Origin of the sequence: Natronorubrum halophilum (assembly GCF_003670115.1) — an archaeon.
GTDB classification, from domain to species: domain Archaea; phylum Halobacteriota; class Halobacteria; order Halobacteriales; family Natrialbaceae; genus Natronorubrum; species Natronorubrum halophilum.
In genome coordinates, this window is record NZ_QQTY01000001.1 from 525116 (window position 1) to 546278 (window position 21163).

General features: G+C 66.3%; 21 protein-coding genes and 1 tRNA gene. 8 read left to right on the top strand and 14 right to left on the bottom strand.

The genetic code is table 11. The annotated features are described in order from the left end of the window. Positions 1 to 249 precede the first annotated feature (249 nt). Genes DWB23_RS02495 through DWB23_RS02505 form a run of 3 tightly spaced genes read left to right on the top strand, consistent with a single transcriptional unit; the run spans position 250 to position 2290 of the window. The gene (locus DWB23_RS02495; RefSeq protein ID WP_121741225.1) at positions 250 to 837 is read left to right on the top strand and encodes a biotin transporter BioY; all 588 of its coding nucleotides are present in this window, start codon (positions 250 to 252) and stop codon (positions 835 to 837) included. 3 nt (positions 838 to 840) lie between these two features. Continuing rightward, positions 841 to 1542: an energy-coupling factor ABC transporter ATP-binding protein gene (locus tag DWB23_RS02500; RefSeq protein ID WP_121741226.1), complete on the top strand. Its 702-nt coding sequence runs from the start codon at positions 841 to 843 to the stop codon at positions 1540 to 1542. A 43-nt stretch (positions 1543 to 1585) separates the two neighbouring features. After that, positions 1586 to 2290: an energy-coupling factor transporter transmembrane component T family protein gene (locus DWB23_RS02505; protein WP_121741227.1), complete on the top strand. Its 705-nt coding sequence runs from the start codon at positions 1586 to 1588 to the stop codon at positions 2288 to 2290. A gap of 222 nt (positions 2291 to 2512) precedes the next feature. Here the strand turns inward: DWB23_RS02505 and DWB23_RS02510 are convergent, their stop codons facing one another. From DWB23_RS02510 to DWB23_RS02525, 4 genes are all read right to left on the bottom strand, one after another. Beyond that, positions 2513 to 3949: an FAD-dependent oxidoreductase gene (locus DWB23_RS02510; protein ID WP_121741228.1), complete on the bottom strand. Its 1437-nt coding sequence runs from the start codon at positions 3947 to 3949 to the stop codon at positions 2513 to 2515. 111 nt (positions 3950 to 4060) lie between these two features. After that, positions 4061 to 4765 (bottom strand): ParB N-terminal domain-containing protein, encoded by a 705-nt coding sequence (locus DWB23_RS02515; protein WP_238717328.1) that lies wholly within the window; start codon positions 4763 to 4765, stop codon positions 4061 to 4063. A gap of 355 nt (positions 4766 to 5120) precedes the next feature. After that, positions 5121 to 5194, bottom strand: a tRNA-Thr gene (locus DWB23_RS02520). A gap of 142 nt (positions 5195 to 5336) precedes the next feature. Next, positions 5337 to 6317 (bottom strand): class I SAM-dependent methyltransferase, encoded by a 981-nt coding sequence (locus DWB23_RS02525; protein ID WP_121741229.1) that lies wholly within the window; start codon positions 6315 to 6317, stop codon positions 5337 to 5339. A 170-nt stretch (positions 6318 to 6487) separates the two neighbouring features. Here DWB23_RS02525 and DWB23_RS02530 point away from each other — a divergent pair, with 170 nt between their 5' ends. The 5 genes from DWB23_RS02530 (at position 6488) to DWB23_RS02550 (ending at position 10841) form a co-directional block, all read left to right on the top strand. Continuing rightward, entirely contained in the window at positions 6488 to 6889 is a 402-nt protein-coding gene (locus tag DWB23_RS02530; RefSeq protein WP_121741230.1) for a Rieske (2Fe-2S) protein, read from the top strand. Between the two features lie 38 nt (positions 6890 to 6927). Then, a complete protein-coding gene (locus tag DWB23_RS02535; RefSeq protein WP_121741231.1) occupies positions 6928 to 7323 on the top strand; it encodes a RidA family protein in 396 nt (131 codons plus the stop codon). Positions 7324 to 7446: 123 nt separating this feature from the next. Beyond that, complete coding sequence (locus DWB23_RS02540; protein ID WP_121741232.1) at positions 7447 to 7869, top strand: ester cyclase; 423 nt, start codon at positions 7447 to 7449, stop codon at positions 7867 to 7869. An 80-nt stretch (positions 7870 to 7949) separates the two neighbouring features. Beyond that, positions 7950 to 8762: a diphthine synthase gene (gene dph5 / locus DWB23_RS02545; protein WP_121741233.1), complete on the top strand. Its 813-nt coding sequence runs from the start codon at positions 7950 to 7952 to the stop codon at positions 8760 to 8762. 177 nt (positions 8763 to 8939) lie between these two features. After that, the gene (locus DWB23_RS02550) at positions 8940 to 10841 is read left to right on the top strand and encodes a polysaccharide deacetylase family protein (protein WP_121741234.1); all 1902 of its coding nucleotides are present in this window, start codon (positions 8940 to 8942) and stop codon (positions 10839 to 10841) included. 47 nt (positions 10842 to 10888) lie between these two features. On the opposite strand, the gene DWB23_RS02555 is transcribed toward DWB23_RS02550, so the two are convergent. The 10 genes from DWB23_RS02555 to DWB23_RS02600 form a co-directional block, all read right to left on the bottom strand. Further along, the gene (locus tag DWB23_RS02555) at positions 10889 to 11974 is read right to left on the bottom strand and encodes an alpha/beta fold hydrolase (RefSeq protein ID WP_121741235.1); all 1086 of its coding nucleotides are present in this window, start codon (positions 11972 to 11974) and stop codon (positions 10889 to 10891) included. A gap of 91 nt (positions 11975 to 12065) precedes the next feature. Then, a complete protein-coding gene (locus DWB23_RS02560; protein WP_121741236.1) occupies positions 12066 to 12533 on the bottom strand; it encodes a PTS fructose transporter subunit IIB in 468 nt (155 codons plus the stop codon). Then, positions 12530 to 14251 carry a phosphoenolpyruvate--protein phosphotransferase gene (ptsP, locus tag DWB23_RS02565; RefSeq protein WP_121741237.1) on the bottom strand — a complete coding sequence of 574 codons (1722 nt, stop codon included), beginning with the start codon at positions 14249 to 14251 and terminating at the stop codon, positions 12530 to 12532. Before ptsP ends, DWB23_RS02560 begins: the two co-directional genes overlap by 4 nt. 4 nt (positions 14252 to 14255) lie before the next feature. Further along, positions 14256 to 14540 carry an HPr family phosphocarrier protein gene (locus DWB23_RS02570; RefSeq protein WP_121741238.1) on the bottom strand — a complete coding sequence of 95 codons (285 nt, stop codon included), beginning with the start codon at positions 14538 to 14540 and terminating at the stop codon, positions 14256 to 14258. Continuing rightward, entirely contained in the window at positions 14540 to 15004 is a 465-nt protein-coding gene (locus DWB23_RS02575) for a PTS sugar transporter subunit IIA (protein ID WP_121741900.1), read from the bottom strand. Before DWB23_RS02575 ends, DWB23_RS02570 begins: the two co-directional genes overlap by 1 nt. Positions 15005 to 15142: 138 nt before the next feature. Further along, entirely contained in the window at positions 15143 to 16333 is a 1191-nt protein-coding gene (locus DWB23_RS02580; RefSeq protein WP_121741239.1) for a PTS fructose transporter subunit IIC, read from the bottom strand. 138 nt (positions 16334 to 16471) lie between these two features. After that, positions 16472 to 17380: a 1-phosphofructokinase gene (gene pfkB / locus DWB23_RS02585; RefSeq protein ID WP_121741240.1), complete on the bottom strand. Its 909-nt coding sequence runs from the start codon at positions 17378 to 17380 to the stop codon at positions 16472 to 16474. Further along, positions 17370 to 18143, bottom strand: a complete 774-nt coding sequence (gene glpR / locus DWB23_RS02590; protein WP_121741241.1) for an HTH-type transcriptional regulator GlpR — start codon at positions 18141 to 18143, stop codon at positions 17370 to 17372. Before glpR ends, pfkB begins: the two co-directional genes overlap by 11 nt. Positions 18144 to 18444: 301 nt before the next feature. After that, a complete protein-coding gene (locus tag DWB23_RS02595) occupies positions 18445 to 19425 on the bottom strand; it encodes an isocitrate/isopropylmalate dehydrogenase family protein (RefSeq protein WP_121741242.1) in 981 nt (326 codons plus the stop codon). 115 nt (positions 19426 to 19540) lie between these two features. Beyond that, complete coding sequence (locus DWB23_RS02600) at positions 19541 to 21070, bottom strand: HTTM domain-containing protein (RefSeq protein ID WP_121741243.1); 1530 nt, start codon at positions 21068 to 21070, stop codon at positions 19541 to 19543. Positions 21071 to 21163: the final 93 nt, after the last annotated feature.

Consider the following 21163-nt stretch of genomic DNA (forward strand, 5'->3'; position numbering starts at 1 on the left):
CCCGATTACGTTCCTCGAATCGGAGCGCTTCGGACTCCCATCGCATGGCGTGAGCACTGGTAACGAATCGAAACGCTGAACGCACGATCGACTCGAGCACCCCGATCGGCGACACGAAGCGAACTGTTTCGCCCCGTTCTGGCGGCGCCGGCGTTCGTCTCGAGCGGCCGAAAATGCGAACGTGACTAGCGATTGTCTCTCACCTCGGAAACCGAAGTGTTGAACAGGGTTTACGGGAGAGTCGGTCGTATGGAAACGGAACGGGACGCGGTCGAACTCGTCGAGGGGGATGTCGTCCGGCAATTCGCTCGCGCAGCGGTGCTCGCGGCGCTGCTCGGGGCGATCGGGCCGGTGTCGGTACCGATACCGCTATCGCCGGCACCGGTCACGCTGCAGGTGCTGTTCGTCTTCCTCGCCGGCCTCGTTCTGGGGCCGGTCTGGGGGACCGTCTCGATGGTCCTCTATCTCACCGCCGGCGCTATCGGGCTCCCCGTCTTTTCGGGCTGGGAAGCCGGAATCGGTTCCCTGTTCGGAAACACTGGGGGCTATCTCTGGTCGTACCCGTTCGCCGCCGCGCTGATCGGATTCGTCGTCCATCGCGGAACCGACCTCCGAGACCCCGCCGATGTCCCGTTTCCGATCGTCGTCGGGGCCCTGCTGATGGCGACGATACTCATCTACGGCATGGGAACGGGGTACGCGGCCTGGCTCCTTGATCTCGAGCCGTGGGAGGCGATCGCTGGCTACGCGCTCCCCTTCGTCCCCGGCGAAGTGCTCAAGATGGCCGCCGCGATCGCCATCGTCCAGAGCGGTCGGCTCGAACCGATCAGATCCTGACCGATGATCGAATTTTGCGCCGTCTCGTACGCGTTCGACGACGTGCCCGTCCTCGAGGACGTCTCGCTCGCGATCGACGACGGCGAGTTCGTCGTCCTCGCCGGGGCTAACGGAAGCGGGAAGACGACGCTGTTGCGCCACTGCAACGGCCTGCTGTCGCCGGACTCCGGCGACGTGCTGGTCAACGGGACGCCCGTCGAGGCCGACCTCATCGCCGCCCGCTCGAGCGTCGGCATGGTCTTTCAACACCCGCGCGACCAGTTCGTCGCCGCGACGGTCGGTGCCGACGTGGCCTTCGGCCCCGAAAACCTCGGCCTCGAGCGCGAGGAGATCGATCGACGGGTCGGGGCCGCCCTCGAGGCGGTGAACTTGGCGGGTCGCGAGACCGAACGGATCGACGCCCTTTCGGGCGGCGAACAGTCCCGCGTGGCCATCGCGGGCGCGCTCGCGATGGAACCGACACACCTCGTCCTCGACGAACCGTTCACCGGGCTCGACGAGCCCGCCCGGCGATCCGTGCTCTCGCGCCTCGAGTCCCTCGCCGCCGGGGGGACCGGCGTCCTGCTCGCGACGCACGACCTTCGAGACGTGCTCGGACTCGCCGATCGCGTCGTCGCCATGGGAGACGGCCGCGTCGTCGTCGACGAGCCCCCGGAGCGCGCGCTCGAGCAACTCGCCGGACTCGAGGTACGGGTTCCCGAATGACCGAGACCGAACGGCCACCAGCGCCGGACCGGGTGCGTTCACAATGTTAACCTACGATCCCGACGACACGCTCGCCCACCGGCTCGACCCCCGCTCGAAGCTGGCGCTCCAGATCGGGTTCGCCGCGACCGCGCTGGCACACACTAGCCTGCGGGCGCTGCTCGTCCTCTCCGCGGTGACCGCGGTCGTCCTCCTCGTCGCTCGAGTGCCGCTGCTCGAGGCGCTCTCCGCTTATCGGTTCGCGCTGGTCTTTCTCGCGCTTGCGCCGCTGCTCGCGGGGCTCACGTTCGGCTCGCCGTGGTTCGATCTCGCGGACGCCGGCACCTCCGCGCGAGCGAGCTACCGGGTGTTGCTCATCCTCCTGGTCAGCGCCGCCTACATCCGATCGACGCCGGTTCGCGCGTCTCGAGCCGCGATCCAGCGGACGATTCCCGGCAAACCCGGCCAGCTACTCGGCGTCGGCGTCGCGCTCGTCTTTCGGTTCCTCCCCGTCCTCCAAGCCGACCTCCGGACCATCCGCGACGCGATGGCGGCCCGTCTCGGAGACGAGCGCGGGGCCGTCGACCGCGCCAGCACGCTGGGACTGCTCGGACTCTCGAGGGCGTTCGATCGGGCCGATCGACTCGCGCTCGCGCTGCAAGCGCGGTGTTTCGCCTGGAATCCCACCCTCCCCCCGCTATCGTTTTCGCGACTCGACTACCCCGTGTTCGGGGTGGCCGTCGCGTTCGTGATCTCGGCGGCGCTCTGACGGCGGGCGCGGCGACGAATTCGAACCCCCGTCCACTCTCGAGGCACCCGTCGGTCGCGCCTCGTAGCCGGCACGCTATTCGGCCGGGAAGACGGCTCCGCGCACTCTCGCGCGGAGCCGTGGGACCCGGGGGAGGGCAGGCCGGTGGCCGCCCTCGGCGGAACGAAACGCGCTGTTCAATCCGCGTCGTGTTCCGAATGCGTACCGTACCGCGAACGACGGTTACCGCAACGTCCCGGCGAGCACCTTCGCGGCGACGAGCACCGGGTCCCACGTGCTGTTGAACGGCGGCGCGTACGCGAGGTCGTAGTTTTCCAGCTCGAAGACGGTGGTTCCCTCCTCGAGCGCCCCGACGATCGCGTGGCTCCGATGGACCGCCCCCTCGCCGTACTCGCTGACGAGGCTCGCGCCGAGGACGCGCGCGGAGTCGCGGTCGGCGGTCAACGTGATCGTGACCTCGCCGCCCTCGGGGTAGTAGCCCGCGCGCGATTTCGCCGTGATCGTCTCGCTGACCGGATCGAACCCGGCCTCGCGTGCCTCGTCGTGGTCGACGATTCCGGTTCGCGCCGCCTCGACGTCGAACGCCTTGACGGCCGCCGTGCCGGCGACGGTGCCGCCTTCGGTCGGCGTCCCGGTGACGGTCTGTCCGACGGCGCGGCCGTGTCGGTTGGCGGTCAGCGCCAGAGGGACGTAGACCGGATCGCCCGTGACGGTGTGGGTGGCCTCGGCGCAATCGCCCGCCGCATAGATGTCGGGAGCGTTCGTTTCGCGATAGGCGTCGGTCGCGACCGCGCCCGTCGGACCGAGTTCGATCCCGGCGTCTTCGGCGAGCGCCGTTCGGGGTCGAACGCCGGTGCCGAGCAACACCATCTCGACGTCGACTCGCTCGTCGGCGGTGACGACGGCCTCGACGGTTCCGTTTCCGTCCTCACCGGTCTCCCCACCCTCGAGCGCCAGCACCTCGCTCTCGAGGTACACGACGACGTCTTGTTCCCGAAGGTGGGCGACGACTTCCTCGCTCGTCGCCTCGCTGAACCCCGTCAACACCTGGTCGCCGCGCTGGAACAGGTTGACTTCGAATCCGTTCGCGGCCAGCGCCTCGGCCATCTCGAGCCCGATGTATCCCCCGCCGACGACTCCGACGGGACCGGTGCAGTTCTCGAGGTATCGACAGGCCGGTCCGCGGTCTGCCTGCTGAAGCGACTCGCCGTCGCGCGCTCGAGCGATGTACTCCCGGAGTTCCTTCCCGTCGCTCATCGACCCGAGCGTGTAAACGCCCTCCCGATCGGTTCCGTCGATCGGGGGCACCACCGCCTCCGCGCCGGTCGCGAGCAGCAGGTGATCGTACGACTGGACGACGTCCCCGGACTCGTGCTCGGCGGTGACCGTCCGGTCGTCCGGATCGACCGCGACGACCTCGTGGCCCGTCCGCAGGTCGATATCGCGTTCCTCCCGGAACTCCTCCGGAGTCACCGAGACGAGCGCCTCGAGGGACTGGATCTCGCCTTTCACGTAGTAGGGGAGACCGCAGGCACCGTAGGAGACCCACTCGCCCTTCTCGAAGACGATTACCTCGAGATCGGGATCGTCGCGCTTTGCCTTGCTTGCGGCGGACATTCCCGCTGCGTCGCCGCCGACGATAACGAAGGTATCCGTCATGGCAGTCTGTTCGTTCGACAGCACCGTAACTACTGAGGTGGGAACGTCGTCTCCTCGAGTGACTTCGCGGGGCGCGTCCCGGTGATCGGTATCCGAATCGCCACGATCGGGCTATAATCGCTCGTCGATGTAACTCGCCTGTTGGACGTCGAGGTTCGACTCGATCCGGCGAAGCGCAACCCGACGCTCGCGGTCGGAATACCCCGACAAATGCCGGCGCGCCCACGTCCTCGCGGCGTACAGATCCCGCTGGTAGTGGACGTCACACGGGATCGACTCGAGGCCGGCGACGTAGCTGGCCCAGACTCGCTTGTGGCCGTTGAGAATCTCGAACCGATCGCCACAGTCCCGGACTAGCGGGGCGGGTTCGGGGCGACCGCGCTCGCGAATCGCCTCGATGTAGTTGCGGTTGGCAGCCGCCTCGAAGTTTCGCGCGTGGTACGGACATGGATCGATATCGTTCAGCGCGAGCTCGTGCGGCTCGAGTTGTCCGACACGACGTAACTGAGCGGCCGGGAAAGAGTAGTAGTCGACGCCGTCCCGATTCAGCTGCTCGAGCGCGAGCGCGATCCCGCCGGTGTAGCGCGGATACCGCTCCTCGAGGTCGTCACGGAAGACCACCACCACGACCCGCTCGTCGGCCGGGTACTCCGGATTCGTATCCGCGACGGTACCGCCGGGGACGCGCCACTCTTCGGCGACGGCGTTCGGCAGTTTGACGACGACCGCCCGCGCTCCAGGCCGGTCCCTGTCGACGATGATGTCCCCGAGTTGGCGGGGCGTCCGTTCCGAATGCGAACCTGTCAGTGTAATCACCTGTCCGGAACACTATTCTAGAGCACAATAATCGATACGACCCGTTTCGAATTCGCGGGCAGCGAGGTCGGAACGAGTGATGGGATTTCCCGTAGGCAAACACCCCGCTGGGGCGCAAAAGCGTTCCGAGAGAGCGAACACCGATCTCTACGAGCGTATTCAGGTGTCTCCCTGTTCGGCGGGGGAGATCGAAGGAATTGCCTGGAACCTCAAGAACGTCTTCGCTGCTCGTGAGTTTGCTCGCAGTAGAAGAAGCCGGTGGAGGGGGTGTGAACCACGGTCGCAGCGAAGCTGCTCCTGATTCAAATCCCTCCAGCGCGTATTCGCTGCTCGTGAGTTTGCTCGCAGTAGAAGAAGCCGGTGGAGGGATTTGAACCCTCGACCTAATCCTTACGAAGGATTCGCTCTGCCAGTCTGAGCTACACCGGCACACTCACTTCGGTCGTGTCCCGAGCCTTGCCTCGTTTCCGTCGGCGAGACACCGGCGCGATCGCATTCATTCATACGATCGATACCAGCCATAAGGATTGCGAATCGCATCAGTCGTGGGACTGACCCGCGTGACCTCGAGTTATCGCTCGAGTCGAACGTCCAGACAGACGTTCACCTCGTGTGGCGCGTAGGATCGAACCGTGTGCCTGGTCTCGACGCTGACGTCGTACTCGGGTTCGGCGGCCGCACGGATCGCCTGCTCGCCGGGCCCGAACGGGTCGTCCTCGTGTTGGATGTCGTAGTAGTGAATTACGCAGTCGTCGCTCGCGAGGGTGACGGCGGCCGCGAGGAACTCGTTCGCGCTGTGGGGCAGGTTCATGACGAGTCGGTCGGCCCACCCCTCGTACTCACCCGCAACCTCGCGGACGTCCCGGCAAATAGCCGTGACCCGGTCTTCGACGTCGTTCCGGCGCGCGTTCTCGCGCAGAGAGGAAATCGCGTCCTCGTTGACGTCGACGCCGACGCACTCCGCGCCGCGCTTCGCGAAGGGGATGACGAACGGGCCGACGCCGGCGAACATGTCGAACGCGAGCTCGCCGTCGGTCACCTGCTCGGCGACGCGATGGCGCTCGGTCGCGAGCCGCGGCGAAAAGTAGACGGCGGCGAGATCCAGCGCGAATTCGCAGCCGTACTCGCGGTGGATGACCTCCGTGTCGTCGCCCGCAAGCAGGTCCCAGTCGCGCACTCGAGTCTCGCCTTTCACCTTCGAGGCCTTGTTCAACACCGTGTTGACGGGGAGATCCGACTCGAGAACGGCGTCGGCGAGCCGTCGCGCGCGCTCGTCGTCGTCCTCGTCGATCAGGGCCGCTTCGCCGAGCCGTTCGTAAGAGGGATCGAATTCCAGCAGGTCGGACGGCGTCGTCTGGGTCTCGCGTTCGCCGACGGCTCGGCTGACGACCTCGAACCCGTCGGGGACCCTGTCGGGGTCGGTAACTGGCACGTAGAGACTGCCGTCGGCGACGGCGATCTCGTAGTCGTCGTCGATCAGGTCCGCGTCCGCCAGTTCGCGGCGCGCAGCCTCGCCCTCCTCGCGCGCGACGCGGACGCACGGCACTTCCATACCCGGAGGAAGCCGACGGATCGCCGTAACGGTGACGTTTCTCCGTGCCCGGTTCGCCGCGGCTTCGACCCCGCTCGAGGCGGGCGCGGCAGCGATCAGCGACCGACGCCGACCCCGTTCGCACGCGGTCGTCGTGAACAGTTATCAGGCTCCCGACGATAGGGGCCCCTATGCAGCAACTCACGACCGTGGAGACGGTTCACGAGGAGCGCTCGTGGTTGTTCACCGTCCGAGACAAGTACGGCGAGCAGGACGAGGTGATTCTCGTCCCCTGTGACGATAGCGTCGAGGCGTGGATCAACCGCTGCACGCACGAGGCCCAGCGCTTCGATACGGGCCGCGGAGTGCCGATGCGCGACGGCCAGATCATCTGTCCGCGCCACGGGTCGCTGTTCGACTCGTGTTCCGGCTACTGTGACAACGGCGACGCTGCCGACACCACGCTCCCGGCGGTCGATATCACGATCAGCAACGACGGCATGGTCTATCTCACCGACGACGCAACGTTCGTCCACGAGGGCGGAATCGACGAGGACGGCGGCCCCGACTCGACGTCGCACCTCCAGCTGTAAACCGCGAACGCTTTTCTCTCCGTCCGTCTCCGTCACGTATGGACAGACAGCGCGTCTCGAGCGACACCGAGTGGGAATCGACGGTGGGCTACTCGCGGGCCGTCCGCGTCGGCTCGCAGGTCCACGTCGCGGGAACGACTGCGACCGACGAAGACGGCGAGGTCGTCGCCCCTGACGACCCGTACGCACAGACGAAGCGCGCCCTCGAGATCATCGCGGACGCACTCGAGGAGGCAGGGGCATCGCTCGAGGACGTCGTCCGGACCCGAATGTACGTCACCGATATCGACGACTGGGAGGCAATCGGGAAGGCCCACGGAGCGGTCTTCGACGAGGTTCGACCCGCGGCCAGCATGCTCGAAGTCCAGCGGTTGATCGATCCCGATCACCTCGTCGAGATCGAAGCGATGGCGGTCGTTCCCGATGATACCTGATCGGCATCGACGAACTTGCGCGTCGATGAACCGGTTTCAAACTCCGAGATCGATTTGTGGACCAGTTAGCTGCGCGTAGACAACCGTTATCTCCGCAGTCAGCCCCACTACTAGCGGCTGATCATGAACACCGAGGACAACAAAGCGCTCGCCCGCCGCATGCAGGAGGACGTCTGGAACGAGGGAAACGTGGACGCGGTCGATGACCTCCTCACGGAGGGCTTCGTCCAGCACTCGCCGTGGGAACCGTCGGAGTTGCGCGGCCGAGCGGAATTCAAAGAGCAGATCGAGGCGTTCCGCGCCGCGTTTCCCGATCTGCACGGAACGATCGACGACGTCATCGCCGAAGGCGACACCGTCGCGAATCGGTTCACCATGCACGCGACCCATCGGGGCGAGTTCATGGGCGTCGAGCCGACGGGTACCGAGGTCGAACTGGTCGGAACCATTTTCGCCCGCGTCGAGGACGGGCGAATCGCCGAGCGCTGGGTGGTCGACCACGCGCTGGGGTTCCTAGAGCAGCTCGGAGCGGTATCCGAGCGGTAAGGGTCGGGCGCGTTCGCCGGGAGCGATCCACCCGCCCTCGGACTCGAAAGATTATAACGGGGTTGCTCACTAGCAGGGCTATGCTCACCTTCATCGGACTCGGGCTCTACGACGAGCGGTCGATCACCGTCGAGGGTCAGGAGGCGCTGCGAAACGCCGACCGCGCCTACGCCGAGTTCTACACTAGCACGCTACTCGGAACGACGCTCGAGGAACTCGAGTCCCACCACGACCTCTCGATCGAGGTCAGGGATCGCGCGGGCGTCGAACAGCACCCCGACGACATCCTCGAGGCCGCCGAGCGCGAGACCGTCGCCTTCCTGACGGCGGGCGATACGATGATCTCGACGACGCACGTCGACCTTCGATTGCGGGCTCACGACCGCGGCATCGAGACGCGAGTGATCCACGGCGTCACCGCCCAGACGGCGACCAGCGCGCTGACCGGGCTCCAGAACTACCGCTTCGGGACGGCGACGACGCTGCCGTTTCCGTACGCTCACGGTGCCGACGGGCTCCCGGAGAGCGTGACGAGGACCATCGACGAGAATCGGGAGGACGGCGTTCACACGGTCGTCTATCTCGATATCAAAGTGGACAACGAAGCGGCGACGAACCGCCTCGACCGCGACGAAACGGTCGAAGCGTACATGACCGCCGATGTGGCTGCGGGGTTGCTCGCCGAGGAGTACCCCGATCTCGTCGGCGTCGTCGTCGCCCGCGCGGGCAGCCCGGAACCCCTCGTCGAGGCCGCCACGATGACCGCCCTCGCGGAGCGGGACTTCGGCGACCCGCTCCACCTGCTCGTGATTCCCGGCGACTGTCACCTGCTCGAGGCCGACGCGCTGGTCGAACTCGCCGGAGCGGACCGGTCGACGCTCGACGTCGTCTAGTCGCGGAATCGTGCTGGAATCGGGATCGTTTCTCGTCGTCACACTACACCTGTCCGCCGGCAGTTAGCCGTTCGATAAGCCGTCCCGAACCGGTTCGCCTTCGTCGATTTCCGGCGCTGAAGTGAATTTAACTGCTCCATAGACAAGTACGCGACCTGCGACGAACTGATAACGACAATGGATAACGAAACCGACACGAGCGACCGACTGTCTCGACGATGGATGCTCGCCACGGTCGGCGCAACCTCCACCGCCCTCGCAGGCTGTACGGATCTGCTGTCAGGCGACGAGGAGACGGACTCACAGGACGATGAGGATCCCGATGAAACGCCGTCGGACGCGTCGAAGCGGTGGCCCGCGATCGACGAGGGCGAACTGCTCTCGGACTTCGAAAATCTCGACGAGTGGTTCCCGCAGAACGGCGAATTATCGGCCGCACCCGACGAAGCGCGAATCGGCTCGCAAGCGGCCGTCATCGAGAGCGACGGCCGACAGGCCGGGATGGACATTCGGTTCTCCGATGGAATCGATCTCAGCGAGTGGGACACGTCGCTGGCGGTCAAGCCGGAATCCGCGAACAAAATCGTCGTCGAATTCCTCGCCCCGGACCGGGACGCGCGGCTCAACACCGTCCGAACGGTGCCGGACGAGTACGACGGCTGGTTCCGACTCGACTGCGGGTACGAACACAAGCCGGAAGGCGAACCGGACCTGTCGAACGTCACCCGCATCAACATCATCGCAGTGGGTCCGTCGGACGGAGCGACGAAGATGGTCGTCGACGACCTTCGTCGAACCGAAGCAGCCGACAACGGGAAGGCGATCCTGGCGTTCTACGGCGGTCACGACTCCCACTACGATATCGCCGCGGAGATGCTCGCAGAGCGCGACTGGGCCGCGGCGGTTCCGGTCAGCCCCGACCGAATCGGCGATAGCGGTCGGATGGGTGCCACGGAGCTCGAGGAGCTTCGGGACCGCGGGTGGGACGTCTGCTCGTACCCGCGGGTATCCGCGCCGCTCCCCGAAATGCCCGAGGACCGCCAGCGTCAGGTCCTCGAGCACAACCGCGACCAGCTCGTGAACCTCGGCTTCGAAGACGGCTCGCGGCACCTGTTCGTCCCGGACGATCGGATGGACGCGACGACGAACGAGATCGTCAGGGACGTCCACGAATCGGCGTTCCTGTTCGGCTCCTGTACGTCCGGCGTCCCGCCGACCGGGATGGACACGATTCCGCTGATCTGGGGTCCCGCGCTCCACAACGGCGTTCGCCGTCACATCAACCTCGCCGACCAGTATCAGGTGCTCACCGTCCTTCGAATTCCGCGAATCGTCGACGACGACGACGTCGGCCCCGACGAGAACCGGATGTCGCTCGACGACTTCGAACACCTGCTCAACCACATCGAACACCGCGGTCTCGACGTGATCACGCCGTCCGACCTCGTCGACGGAACGTTCGAGAGCGACGACGGCGAAGACGAGAACGAAAACGCCAGCGACGGGCGGCCGGAGGGCACAATCCTCGAGGCGGGCCAGTCTCACGAGTTCGAGGGATCGGGAGCGGACGAAACGCCGACCTTCGACCTCGACGACGGCGTCCTCACCGGAAGCTTCTCGCACGACGGCGACGGCGAGTTCGTCGTCGACGTGATCGCAGACGGTGACGGCAGCGATGACGTGCTGGTGAACACCGCCGGAACGACCGCCGGCGAATCGATCATGGCGGTCGAGGAGGGAACGCACCGGCTCGAGGTCGACGCGGACGGCGAGTGGTCGATCGACCTCTTCCAGCCGGAGGTCCACGCCAACGACCTCGACGAGCTCCCGGTGGAAGCCACGGGCAGGGGATCGGCGTTCGTCGGCCCGATCTGGACCGACAGCGACGCCAGACTCGAGGTGACACACGACGGCGACGGCGCGTTCGTCGTCGACGGCTACAGTGCGGACGGGAGCAGGGAGTCGATCATCAACAAGACCGGCACGTTCGACAACTCGAGATCGTACCACTCGAGCGGAACCATCTGGATCAACATCGAAGCCGACGGGGACTGGACGCTCGAGGTTACCGAATCCTAACGGACGTCCGAAACCCGACCTCGCGGATGGTCACGGTGGTCGACACCTCACCCCTGAAGGACCGATTCGAGCCGATCCAGGAAGTCCCCGGGGACTTCGACGTGTGGCGCGTGTCCCGTATTCCGGAAGACGACCTCCTCGAACTCGCCGTCCGAATCCGCGTACGTCTCGAGGACCGCGCGGGTCTGGTCGACCATCGGCTGGGGCGGGAAGACGTCCTCGCCGGGCCAGCCCGGAACCTCGCCCATCCGGCCGAGCGTGCCGACGTCGAACAGCGATTCGTTGGAGACGATCTGATCCGAATCGCCGCGGACCCACGTGACCGGCGGTTTCGCCTCGGGATCGATATCGGTGATCGCCTCGAGCGAGCAGTATTTCGGCGAGATGGCGTTGTTCACGCCGCTCTCGCCTGGTGCAGCGCCGGGCCAGTTCTCGCTCGGCGTCGCGTCGCCGGGATAGTTCTCGTCGCCGGTCGCGGTGTCGAGCAGCCCCGTCAGGTACGACTCTTCGCGCCCCTCGTCGAACTCGTGAGTGGGATCGACGTAGAACGTTCGCAGGATCTTCCGCGGCGAGGCCTCGCCGCCCTCGCTGCGGTCGCGCTCCGCGAGCCCCGCGACGAATTCGTCGTTACCGAGCCCGCCGCCAGAGCCGGCGTAATCGTCGAAACAGGGCGTTCCCGCCTCGTCTTTCGTTCCGCCGAACCCGTACGGCGAGAGCGGATTGACGAGGACGAGCGAGTCGACCGCTTCGGGGTTGTCGATCGTATAGCGCATCGCGACGCCGCCGCCGTTCGACCAGCCGACGAGCGTGACGGGATCGGGGAGGTCGAGTTCGGAGCGCAGCGCGCGGAGATCGGCTTCGAAATCGCCCAGTCCGTTCGTCGCATCGACGGGTTTCGTCTCGGAATCGCCGTACCCGCGCAGATCGGGCGCGACGGCGCGATAGCCGGCCGGTAGGTCGACCATCACGTCCTCGAAAAACCGGGAGGAGGAGACGTTGCCGTGGAGGAACACGACGGAGCCATCGGTATCGGTGGTCTCGTTTTCGCCGCCCGATTCGAGGAAGTGCGTCTCGAGGCGGTCGGTGTCGACGGTGCGCGACTGGATTCCGGCGAGGGTGTCGTCTCGAGTCATCGGACGTAGTACCACGACCCTCGTGATAACTGTCAACCCCGAGACGCGCGAGGCCGAGATGAGGGATCGAACCGGCGATGACCGCGCCGAGTCAGGACAGAAGCCGCTTGAGTCGCGCAAACAGACCTTTCGAAGGATCACCGCCGCGTTTCGAAGCGGCGGTCGAATCGCCGTCGTCGGTAGCATCGGAATCCGGCGCACCCGCTGTCTCGGACGGCTCTCGTGTCGCCGCTGCTGTCTCGGCTGACATCTCGCCGTCCGTCGCCTCGATCGCTCTGTCGATGAGCCCCTCGGCGTCGTTGACGGCGTCTTTCACCGGGGCTTTGACGACCGGTTTGTCGACGAAGCGGTCGCGGCTCACAGAGGTATCTGCGGCGATGATGATCGCGTCGGCGTCGGCGACCGCCTCGCTCGAGAGTTCGTTCTCCTGGCCCATGGCACCCTGCACCTCGACGTCGATCTCGTGACCGAGATCGGTCGCGGTCTGTGCTAAGTTCTCGGCCGCCATCTGGCTGTGTGCGATACCCGTCGGACAGGACGTTACTGCGGCGAATTTCATTGGTCTGTAGTCGTGTGTACGCGGTCGGAGACGGTAGTTCTCGTGGTCGCGTCGGTCGCTCGGTTCGCGAGCGATTCGGCCGTTGCGCCGTCGAGGTCGGTGATCTCGGCTTTCACGTCGGGGATCGTCACGGCGCTCATACTGAGTTCGTCGAGCCCCAGCCCGACGAGTAGCTTCGTCAGGTCGGAGTCCCCGGCCATCTCGCCGCACATCCCGACCCAGGCGTCGGTCGCGTTCCCTGCCTCGACGGCGCGTTCGATCGCCCGGAGCACGGCCGGCTCGCAGGGGTCGTGGAGGTCGGCCACTCGTTCGTTCTCGCGATCGGCGGCCATCACGTACTGAGTGAGGTCGTTCGTCCCGATGCTCATGAAGTCGACGCGCTCGGCCAACGCCTCCGCGATAAACGCGGCGCTCGGCGTCTCGATCATCACGCCCAGTTCGGGAACCGCGTAGTCGGCGCCCGCCGACTCGAGCGCCGCTGCGACGTCCTCGACCGTATCGAGGGCGGCTTCGAGTTCCGGCACGGTCGCGACCATCGGGAACATCACCGAGAGCGTCCCCGGTTCGGCGGCGGCCGCCCGCAGCAGCGCCCGGAGTTGCGTCTCGAAGAGGTCGGCGTCGGGACCGAGCGAGCGTCGGATCCCCCGCTGGCCGAGGAACGGATTGTCCGCCTCGGGCGCATCGAGGTACGGAATCGGTTTGTCCCCGCCGACATCCAGCGTTCGGACGACGACTCGGCCCTCGGGGAACGCCGCGAGCGCTTCGCGATAGACCTCGAACTGCTCGACCTCGTCCGGGGGCGCCTCCCGGTCGAGAAAGAGGAACTCGGTCCGAAAGAGACCGATCCCGTCGGCACCCTGGTCGATCGCACCCTCGAGTTCCGCGACGGTGCCGACGTTGGCTGCGACCTCGATCGGGACGCCGTCGGCCGTCGAGACTCTTTCCTCACGCACGTCGACGTCGCGTCCGTCGGCCGCACGCTCGCGTCGTTCGGCGGTCGGATCGGCGATCACCGATCCCGCTTCGCCGTCGACCAGCACGGATTCGCCGTCGTCGATCGACTCGAGGGCGTCGCCGATGCCGACGACGGCGGGAATCCCCAGAGAGCGGGCGAAAATCGCCGCGTGGGACGTCCGTCCGCCCTCGACCGTCACGAAGCCGGCGACGCGCTCGGAATCCAGCTGCGCGGTGTCGCTCGGCGTCAGCCGTTCGGCGAGCAGGATCGATCCCGCGGACAGCGAGGAGAGATCGACGCGTTCGGCGTCGGTGAGCAGCCGGAGCAGTCGGTCCCGGACGTCCCGGAGGTCGTCGGCGCGCTCGGCCATCCGGCCGTCCATCCCCTCGAACTGCGCGATGGGGTCCTCGAAGGCGCTCTCGACCGCGTGTTCTGCGGGCAAACCGCCCTCGACGGCCGATTCGACGCCGTCGGTGATCTGCGGATCGTCGAGGAACTGCCGGTGCGCGTCGAACACCGCCGCCTCCTCCTCGCCGACGCGTTCGGCGGTTCGTTCGCGCTCGCGCTCGAGTTCGACCTGCGCCCGTTCGCGGGCGGTCCGGAATCGGTCGCGTTCGGCGTCCGAATCGACGGCATCGGCCGCCGGCGGCTCGCCGAGTTCGAGATCGGCGGTCGGATCGTACCAGACGGCGGTGCCGACGCCGGATAACGGCGTGACGCCGGTCCCCTCGTACGATCGCGAATCGAGTTCGTTGGCGGCCATCGGTTCAGGTCTCCGGTTCCGATTCGGTTTCGGGCGTCGAGAGAATCGCCTCGAGTTCCTCGAGCGCCGCCTCGGCGTCCGCACCCTCGGCGACGATCCGAAGGTCGTCGCCGCTCGCGACGCCGAGGCTGGTGACGGCGAGCATGCTCGCCGCGTTGACCGGGTCGTCGTTCCCGTCCGCCGGGGCCACCGCAATGGTGGCATCGAACTCGCCGGCGGCTTCGACGAACTTCGCGGCGGGGCGCGCGTGGAGTCCGTCTTCGGGAACCACGGTGACGGTTCGCTCCATCACGCGACCGCCTCCGTGATCGTCTCCTCGATGGCGGCTTTCGACTCCGCCTCGTGCAGACGGTCGCGGACATCGTCGTGCATCAGCGCCCGCGAGAGCGAACTCAGGAGTTCGAGGTGCTCCTCGCCACCTTCGGCGGGGACGAGCAGCATGAACAGCAGCGTCGCCGGCTCGCCGTCCATCGCGTCGAAGTCGACGCCGGTCGACGAGCGCGCGAAGACGACGGTCGGCTCGGAAACCGCGTCGGTCTTCGCGTGGGGGATGCCGATCCCCATGCCGACGCCGGTCGTCGTCTCTGCCTCACGGGCGAGCAAGGCCTCGAGTGCGGTCTCGCGGTCGGTAACGCGGCCGGCCTCGACGGCCCGATCGAGGAGAAATTCGATCGTGGCCTCCTTTTCGGCGGGTGGTTCCTCGAGGGTGATCAGGTCGGAAGTCAGTACGGTCTCGATTTTGGGTTCGGTCATAGTCATCGTTCGTACGCGACGGTGTGGAATGTGGGTCGGTATCCGTGCGGTTTCGGTCGTTCGGCCATATCGACTCGGTCGTTCGTCTTCCGTCGGCCACGTCGCTTCAGTCGTTCGTCTTCCGTCGGTCATCTCGCCTCAGTCGTTCGTCTGCCCCGCCTCAGTCGCCGGCTGTGCGGGCTCTGCGCCGGCGACGCGCTCGTGGTAGTCCGGTTTGATCAGCGTGGTGGCCGTCGCCGTCACCAGCGTGCCGAGGGCCAGACAACCCAGGAACTGCAGCATGCTGTTCGAGAGGACGATGACGAAGATGCCGCCGTGGGGAGCCGGCATCGTCACGCCCAACCAGAGCGCGGCCGCGCCGGCCGTCGCGCTGCCGAGGACGGCCGACGGAATGACCCGAAGCGGGTCGGCGGCGGCGTACGGAATCGCCCCCTCGGTGATAAACGAGAGGCCGAGCGGGACGGCCGCCTTCGCGTTCTCGTACATCTCCTCGGAGTACTTCTGCGGGGCGATGAAGTTCGAGAGCGCGAGCCCGAGCGGCGGCACCATACCGGCGATCATCACGGCGGCCATCGGCCCGAAGATCTGATCCGCGACGAGGACGGTACCGAAGACGTACGCGACCTTGTTGATCGGGCCGCCCATGTCCACCGCCATCATCCCGCCGAGGATCGCCCCGAGCAGGATGGCGTTCGTCCCTTGCATCCCCTCGAGCGCGGTCGTCAGCGCGTCGTCGATGATGGCGATCGGAACGCCGAGTCCGAGGACGACGAGCGGCGAGAGGAGCAACGTCGTGAACACCGGGATCACGAGGATCGGCATCATCGGATCGATCATCGACGGCACCGCCCAGCCCTTCATCCAGCGGGCGACGTACCCCGCGAGCAGTCCGGCGACGATCGCACCGAGGAAGCCGGCGACCGCGCCGTTGGCGTCGAATCCGATGACCTGTCCGGCGGCTTCGATGAGCGGTTCTTGCTGGATCGCCCACGAGAGGATGAAGCCCGGCGCGAGCCCGGGTTTGTCTGCGACCGCGTACGCGATGTATCCGCCCAGGACGGGGATCATGATCGTCAGCCCGAGATCGCCGATCTGGGCGAGATACCACGGGAGCGTCCCCGTATCGTCGAAGACGGTCGTGGTACTCGTCCCCGCGCCGGGCGTCGGAACCCCGAAGAACGTCTCCGGGAGCGACGCGAGCATGAACGCGAGCGCGAGGAAGATCCCGCCGATCGTCACGAACGGGATCATGAACGACACGCCCGTCATCAGGTCCTCCTTGACGGAGAGGAGGTAGGCGCGCGATCGCTGTTCTACATCGTCTTTCATTGGTTTATCTTCATAGACCTTCAACAGAGGGTGCAAAAGTATTTTCGAATGCGTTTGTTTTGTATTGATATGTTTTGAATATTCATGGCGTTCCGAAATCGGGTCTCGAGCGATTCGACCGCGAACAGGAGACCGATGTCAGTACGCGGAGACCGCGATCGCGTCGCGTTCGTCGCGGACGTCCGCCAGCGACGGCGCTCGCGTCCCGGAGACGGAGACGACGCGGGACGCGACGGCGACGCCGGACCGGAGCGCCGCCGCGTCCGATTCGCGACGGCTTCGCGAGGCGAGGACGCCCGCCAACAGCGCGTCGCCCGCACCGACGGTGTCGACCACGTCGACGTCCGCCGCCGGGGCGTGCAGCGTTCGATCAGGCGTCGCCATCACCGCGCCGTCGCTACCCAGAGAGGCGACGACGCGATCGAACCCCTCCGCCCGGAGCGCCTCTGCGGCCGCAATCGCCGACTGCACGCCGTCGATCCGCCGCCCGGTCGCCGCCGCCAGTTCCTCGAGGTTCGGCTTGCAGAGCGCGTACTCGGCCTCGAGCGCAGTGAGCGTTTCGCCGCCCATATCGACGACCGTCTCCCACGGGCCGGCCTTCGCGAGTCGATCGATCGTCTCGGGTCCGACGCCCGCCGGAAGGCTGCCGGCGAGGACGACCGTTTCGGGGTCGTGCTCGCACAACGTGTCGATGATCTCGTCGACCGCCAGCCGCGAGACGCGGGGGCCGCTCTGATTGATCTTGTACTCGCCGTCCGGCCCGAGGACGGTCGTGTTGAGTCGCGTCTCGCCGTCGATGTCGACGAAGTCGGCGGCGATCTGCTGGGCGGACAGTCGCTCTAAGAGGTAGCGGCCGAGAAAGCCGCCGGCGACGCCGGTCGCAACGGTCTCGATCTCGAGTTCGACCAGGTACTTCGAGACGTTGATCCCCTTGCCGCCCGCGTCGTACCGGTAGTCGTCGGATCGAGAGACGGCGTCGGTCTCGAGCGAGTCGGAGAGCGCTACCGTGTAGTCGATCGCCGGATTGAGGGTGACGCTAGCGATCATCCGATCCCTCCACGCCGACGGTCACGTCGGCCGCCGTACACGCTTCCGCGATTTCGTCGCTCGGTTCGGCGTCCGTTACCAGAACGTCCACGTCCTCGAGCGAGGCGAACTGGAGGAAGCTCTGCTCGCCGAACTTCGTTTCGTCCGTCACGAGGACGACCCGTTCCGCGCTTTCGACCATCAGCTCTTTCATCCGTGCCTCGTCCTCGTTTGGCGTCGTCAGACTCCCATCGCCGCCGACGCCGTTGGTGCCCAGAAAGAGCAGATCGAAGTTCGTCCGACCCATGAACGCCTCCGCGCTCGGCCCGACGAGCGCCCGCGTCCGGTGGCGGAGCGTGCCGCCGGTGAGTTTGACCTCGTTCGCCGTCTGCCCGAGCTCGAGCGCCAGCACCGGCGAGTTCGTGACCGGAATGAACGCCGTATCGGTCGGAGCCTGCTTTGCGACCTGCATCGTCGTCGTCCCCGAATCGAAGAAGGCGACCTGTCCGTCGTGGATCTCCGTCGCGGCGCGCGCGCCGATCCTCGCCTTCGCATCGAGGTTCTGCACCTCCTTCTGGACGTAGGTCTGCTCGCGGCCGACCGCCGTCACCGGAACGGCACCGCCGTGCGATCGTTCGACGAGCCGTTCCGCCTCCAGATCGTCCAGATCCCGCCGGATCGTCGCCTTCGAGACGCCGAGTTGATCCGCCAACTGTTCGACCGAACACCCGTCCCGATCCGAGACGAGTTCGACGATCGTCCGCTTGCGCTGTTCGGGTAACATGAGCCAGGGTTGTCTTCGAACGTATCTGCGCTCTGCATGTTTTTATTTGTTTACCCCGGAACACTCGTTCGTTTCTGCACGATTTTCCTGAGTCGAAATTCGTTCTGCTGCAACAGGAGGGACGTTGACCGAGGAAACCCGGTCGAGAGCTCGATAGCAGAGCTGCTACCCGAAGAAGCAGTTCGGTCACGGTCAACACTTCGAGCCGACACTACCGACCGCGGTCGTCGGTCGATACCGACCGTATCGATACCCTCGTCGGTGTGGTGTGACAACTCGCGGGAGCGGCGACGAGAGCGGCCTACAGCCGGTCGATAATCGCGCCCGTCACGTCCTCGGTCGAGGCGTCACCGTCCAGATCCGGCGTTCGAGGCCCGTCCTCGAGCGTCGACTCGACGGCCGCGTGGATCGCGGCGCTCTCGTCGTCGTAGCCGAGGTACTCGAGCAACATCGCGGCGGAGATGATCGTCGCGGCCGGGTTCGCGACGCCCTCGCCCGCGATGTCGGGCGCGGTGCCGTGAACCGGCTCGAACAGCGCGCGGTCGGGGCCGACGTTCGCCGAGGGGAGCAAGCCGAGGCCGCCGACGAGGCCGGCAGCGAGGTCGGAAAGGACGTCGCCCGCGAGATTCGGACAGACGACGACGTCGAACTGTTCCGGATCGAGACAGACCCGCGTCGCGAAGGCGTCCATCAGCACCTCGTCGGTTTCGATGCCGTTGTCGTCGGCGACACCTTTGATGGTATCGCGAAAGAGGCCGTCCGTTTCGCGCATGACGTTCGCCTTGTGGACGATGGTGAATCCGTCGTGTTCGTCGCCGGAAACGTAGTCGCAGGCGAACTCCCCGAGGTCGCTCGAGGCAGATTCCGTGACCACACGGGTGAGCGTCGAGACGTCCTGCGTCAGTCGGTCCTCGAGACCGGCGTAGACGCCCTCGGTGTTTTCGCGGAGGAAGATCAGATCCGTCTCGGGACGGACGGCGTCGACCCCCGGGTACGCCTTCGCCGGTCGAATGTTGACGAACGAACCGACCGCCTCTCGGAGCGGGAGGATGACGTCCGCGGCGGTCTCTCCGGCCGCGCCGAACAGCGTCGCGTCCGCCGACGCGGCGAGGTCGTAGGTCTCCTGTGGCAGCGCCTCGCCCGTTTCGTCCTCGACCGCGTCGCCGGCGTCGGCTTCGACGAACTCGAAGTCGATGTCGAACGTCTCGAGAACCTCGACCGCGGCGGGGGTGACTTCCTGTCCGATTCCGTCGCCAGGGATGACGGCGATTTCGTGAGTCATGCCTGCATCTCTCTTGGGGTGTGAAAAGAGGGTATCGATAGTATCGACGCGACCGACGACCCTCGCCGCTCGAAGAGCAGTGTGGAAGCGAGCCCGCGACCCGGACGCCCGCCGATCAACAGTCGTACTCGATACGCTCGTGTGCGGTCGGCTCGCCGACCGGTCCGTCGGGGCTGACGGGCTGTTCGACGAGGTACACGGTCAGGCGCTCGACATCGCCGTCGAGGCGCTCACAGAGGTACGCCGCCACCGGTTCGTACTGCGTCTCGTCGGCGTACCGAACCGACATCCCGTATCGCTTCCAGAGCGTCGAGGGATACGTCTCCGCGGCGTCCGGCGGCCGATCGAGTCTGGCCTCGCCGCCGCCGAGGCCGTCGATCGTCTCGCCCGACTCGCGTTCCGCTTCGACGGCGTACCAGCTGTGTGCGGTCGGCGGGTTCGGTGCGAAGAACGCCCAGCTAGCGTCTTCGACCTCGCTGTCCAACCCCGACGGGGTGTCGACGAGTCCGATGCCGACCGCCTGCCAGACGAGTATCGAGACGAAAGCGCACGCGACGACCCCCGAACCGATCACCCGTGCGCCCCGGCGAGTGCGAGGCGTGACGAGGGCGGACGTGCCCGCGCTCGTCGTCCGTTCACTCCCGGCCCCGTCGTCGCCGATCGGTTTCGAAACACGTTCGAGGTCGAGATCGGAGACGGTCCGCTCGAGTCGATCCCAGACGTGCGGCGGAAGGAACAGGATCAGCCCGGCGACCATGACGAACGGAAACGCTCCCAGCCGCATCGTCGCCGCCATTCCGAGGTGTGCGGCGACGAACGCGGCGACCAGCGCGAGACAGTGCCGTCCGGTGAGGACCACGAGTAACGGGGAGACGCCGAGCAAGACGACCCAGAACCAGTTGGCCGCGGTGAGCAGCGTCGGGTACTCCGCGAGAGACGGACCGAGGAGGACGAGGTACTGCTCGAGGTGGAAGATGTGTCGGACCGCCCCGCCGTTCATCCACAGTTCGCTCTCCGTCTTGAACAGGCCGTTCGTCACGTAGACGAGCACGACGTTGAGCAAAATCACCGCCGTTGCAACCGATAGCACGCGATTGCCGCGCTCGGCGTCGTAACGGGCGGGCCGACGACGGACGGATCGGCGACGAGCGTCGAGCGACCAGCGCGCCGAAAGCGGGAGGAACAGCCCGAAGAGCAGGAACGAGAGGAGGATCGTGTCTCCGCCGTTGATCACGTGCGGGTTCCGCGCGTGCAGCGACGCCAGCAAGACGAACGAGCAAAGCGTCGCGACTCGAGTCCGGTAACCGACGAGCAGGAGCACGGCGAACGCTCCGGCGATCGCGAACAGAATGCCCTGAAACCACGCCGAACCGGACACCGCGTGGATCGATCCCGGCGCGATCGTCGGATAGGCCTCCGCGAGCGTCGATCGCGGGAAAACTCCGTCGTCGGTGTAGAAGGTGACCAGCCCCGGCACCCGAAGCACGAGCAGGTCGACGAGCAGTACGAGTCCGAGCGCGATCCGGAATGCGCCGAGGGCTCGCCGATCGATGCCGAGGCGCGGACCGATGGCTGCTCGAGCCGAGTCGAGAACGACTGTGCGTCTATCGCGGTCGGTCGACGATCCGGGTCGTGAAGCGCTCATGAAGGCGATCCGAGAGGGTACTGCGGGATTGTCAGCAGTGATATAAGTGTGTTGTCCTCTTCGAACCGACGCGGTCACCGATCGTTCGGTGGC

Bases quoted from the DNA above. Each gene is read 5' to 3' on its own strand.
- DWB23_RS02495 (WP_121741225.1), top strand. From the start codon at position 250: ATGGAAACGGAACGGGACGCGGTCGAACTCGTCGAGGGGGATGTCGTC.
- DWB23_RS02530 (WP_121741230.1), top strand. From the start codon at position 6,488: ATGCAGCAACTCACGACCGTGGAGACGGTTCACGAGGAGCGCTCGTGG.
- DWB23_RS02595 (WP_121741242.1), bottom strand. From the start codon at position 19,425: ATGACTCACGAAATCGCCGTCATCCCTGGCGACGGAATCGGACAGGAA.
- DWB23_RS02510 (WP_121741228.1), bottom strand. From the start codon at position 3,949: ATGACGGATACCTTCGTTATCGTCGGCGGCGACGCAGCGGGAATGTCC.
- DWB23_RS02500 (WP_121741226.1), top strand. From the start codon at position 841: ATGATCGAATTTTGCGCCGTCTCGTACGCGTTCGACGACGTGCCCGTC.
- DWB23_RS02535 (WP_121741231.1), top strand. From the start codon at position 6,928: ATGGACAGACAGCGCGTCTCGAGCGACACCGAGTGGGAATCGACGGTG.
- pfkB (WP_121741240.1), bottom strand. From the start codon at position 17,380: ATGATCGCTAGCGTCACCCTCAATCCGGCGATCGACTACACGGTAGCG.
- DWB23_RS02525 (WP_121741229.1), bottom strand. From the start codon at position 6,317: ATGGAAGTGCCGTGCGTCCGCGTCGCGCGCGAGGAGGGCGAGGCTGCG.
- DWB23_RS02575 (WP_121741900.1), bottom strand. From the start codon at position 15,004: ATGACCGAACCCAAAATCGAGACCGTACTGACTTCCGACCTGATCACC.
- DWB23_RS02550 (WP_121741234.1), top strand. From the start codon at position 8,940: ATGGATAACGAAACCGACACGAGCGACCGACTGTCTCGACGATGGATG.
- DWB23_RS02600 (WP_121741243.1), bottom strand. From the start codon at position 21,070: ATGAGCGCTTCACGACCCGGATCGTCGACCGACCGCGATAGACGCACA.
- DWB23_RS02560 (WP_121741236.1), bottom strand. From the start codon at position 12,533: ATGAAATTCGCCGCAGTAACGTCCTGTCCGACGGGTATCGCACACAGC.
- DWB23_RS02555 (WP_121741235.1), bottom strand. From the start codon at position 11,974: ATGACTCGAGACGACACCCTCGCCGGAATCCAGTCGCGCACCGTCGAC.
- ptsP (WP_121741237.1), bottom strand. From the start codon at position 14,251: ATGGCCGCCAACGAACTCGATTCGCGATCGTACGAGGGGACCGGCGTC.
- DWB23_RS02580 (WP_121741239.1), bottom strand. From the start codon at position 16,333: ATGAAAGACGATGTAGAACAGCGATCGCGCGCCTACCTCCTCTCCGTC.
- DWB23_RS02505 (WP_121741227.1), top strand. From the start codon at position 1,586: ATGTTAACCTACGATCCCGACGACACGCTCGCCCACCGGCTCGACCCC.
- DWB23_RS02570 (WP_121741238.1), bottom strand. From the start codon at position 14,540: ATGGAGCGAACCGTCACCGTGGTTCCCGAAGACGGACTCCACGCGCGC.
- glpR (WP_121741241.1), bottom strand. From the start codon at position 18,143: ATGTTACCCGAACAGCGCAAGCGGACGATCGTCGAACTCGTCTCGGAT.
- dph5 (WP_121741233.1), top strand. From the start codon at position 7,950: ATGCTCACCTTCATCGGACTCGGGCTCTACGACGAGCGGTCGATCACC.
- DWB23_RS02540 (WP_121741232.1), top strand. From the start codon at position 7,447: ATGAACACCGAGGACAACAAAGCGCTCGCCCGCCGCATGCAGGAGGAC.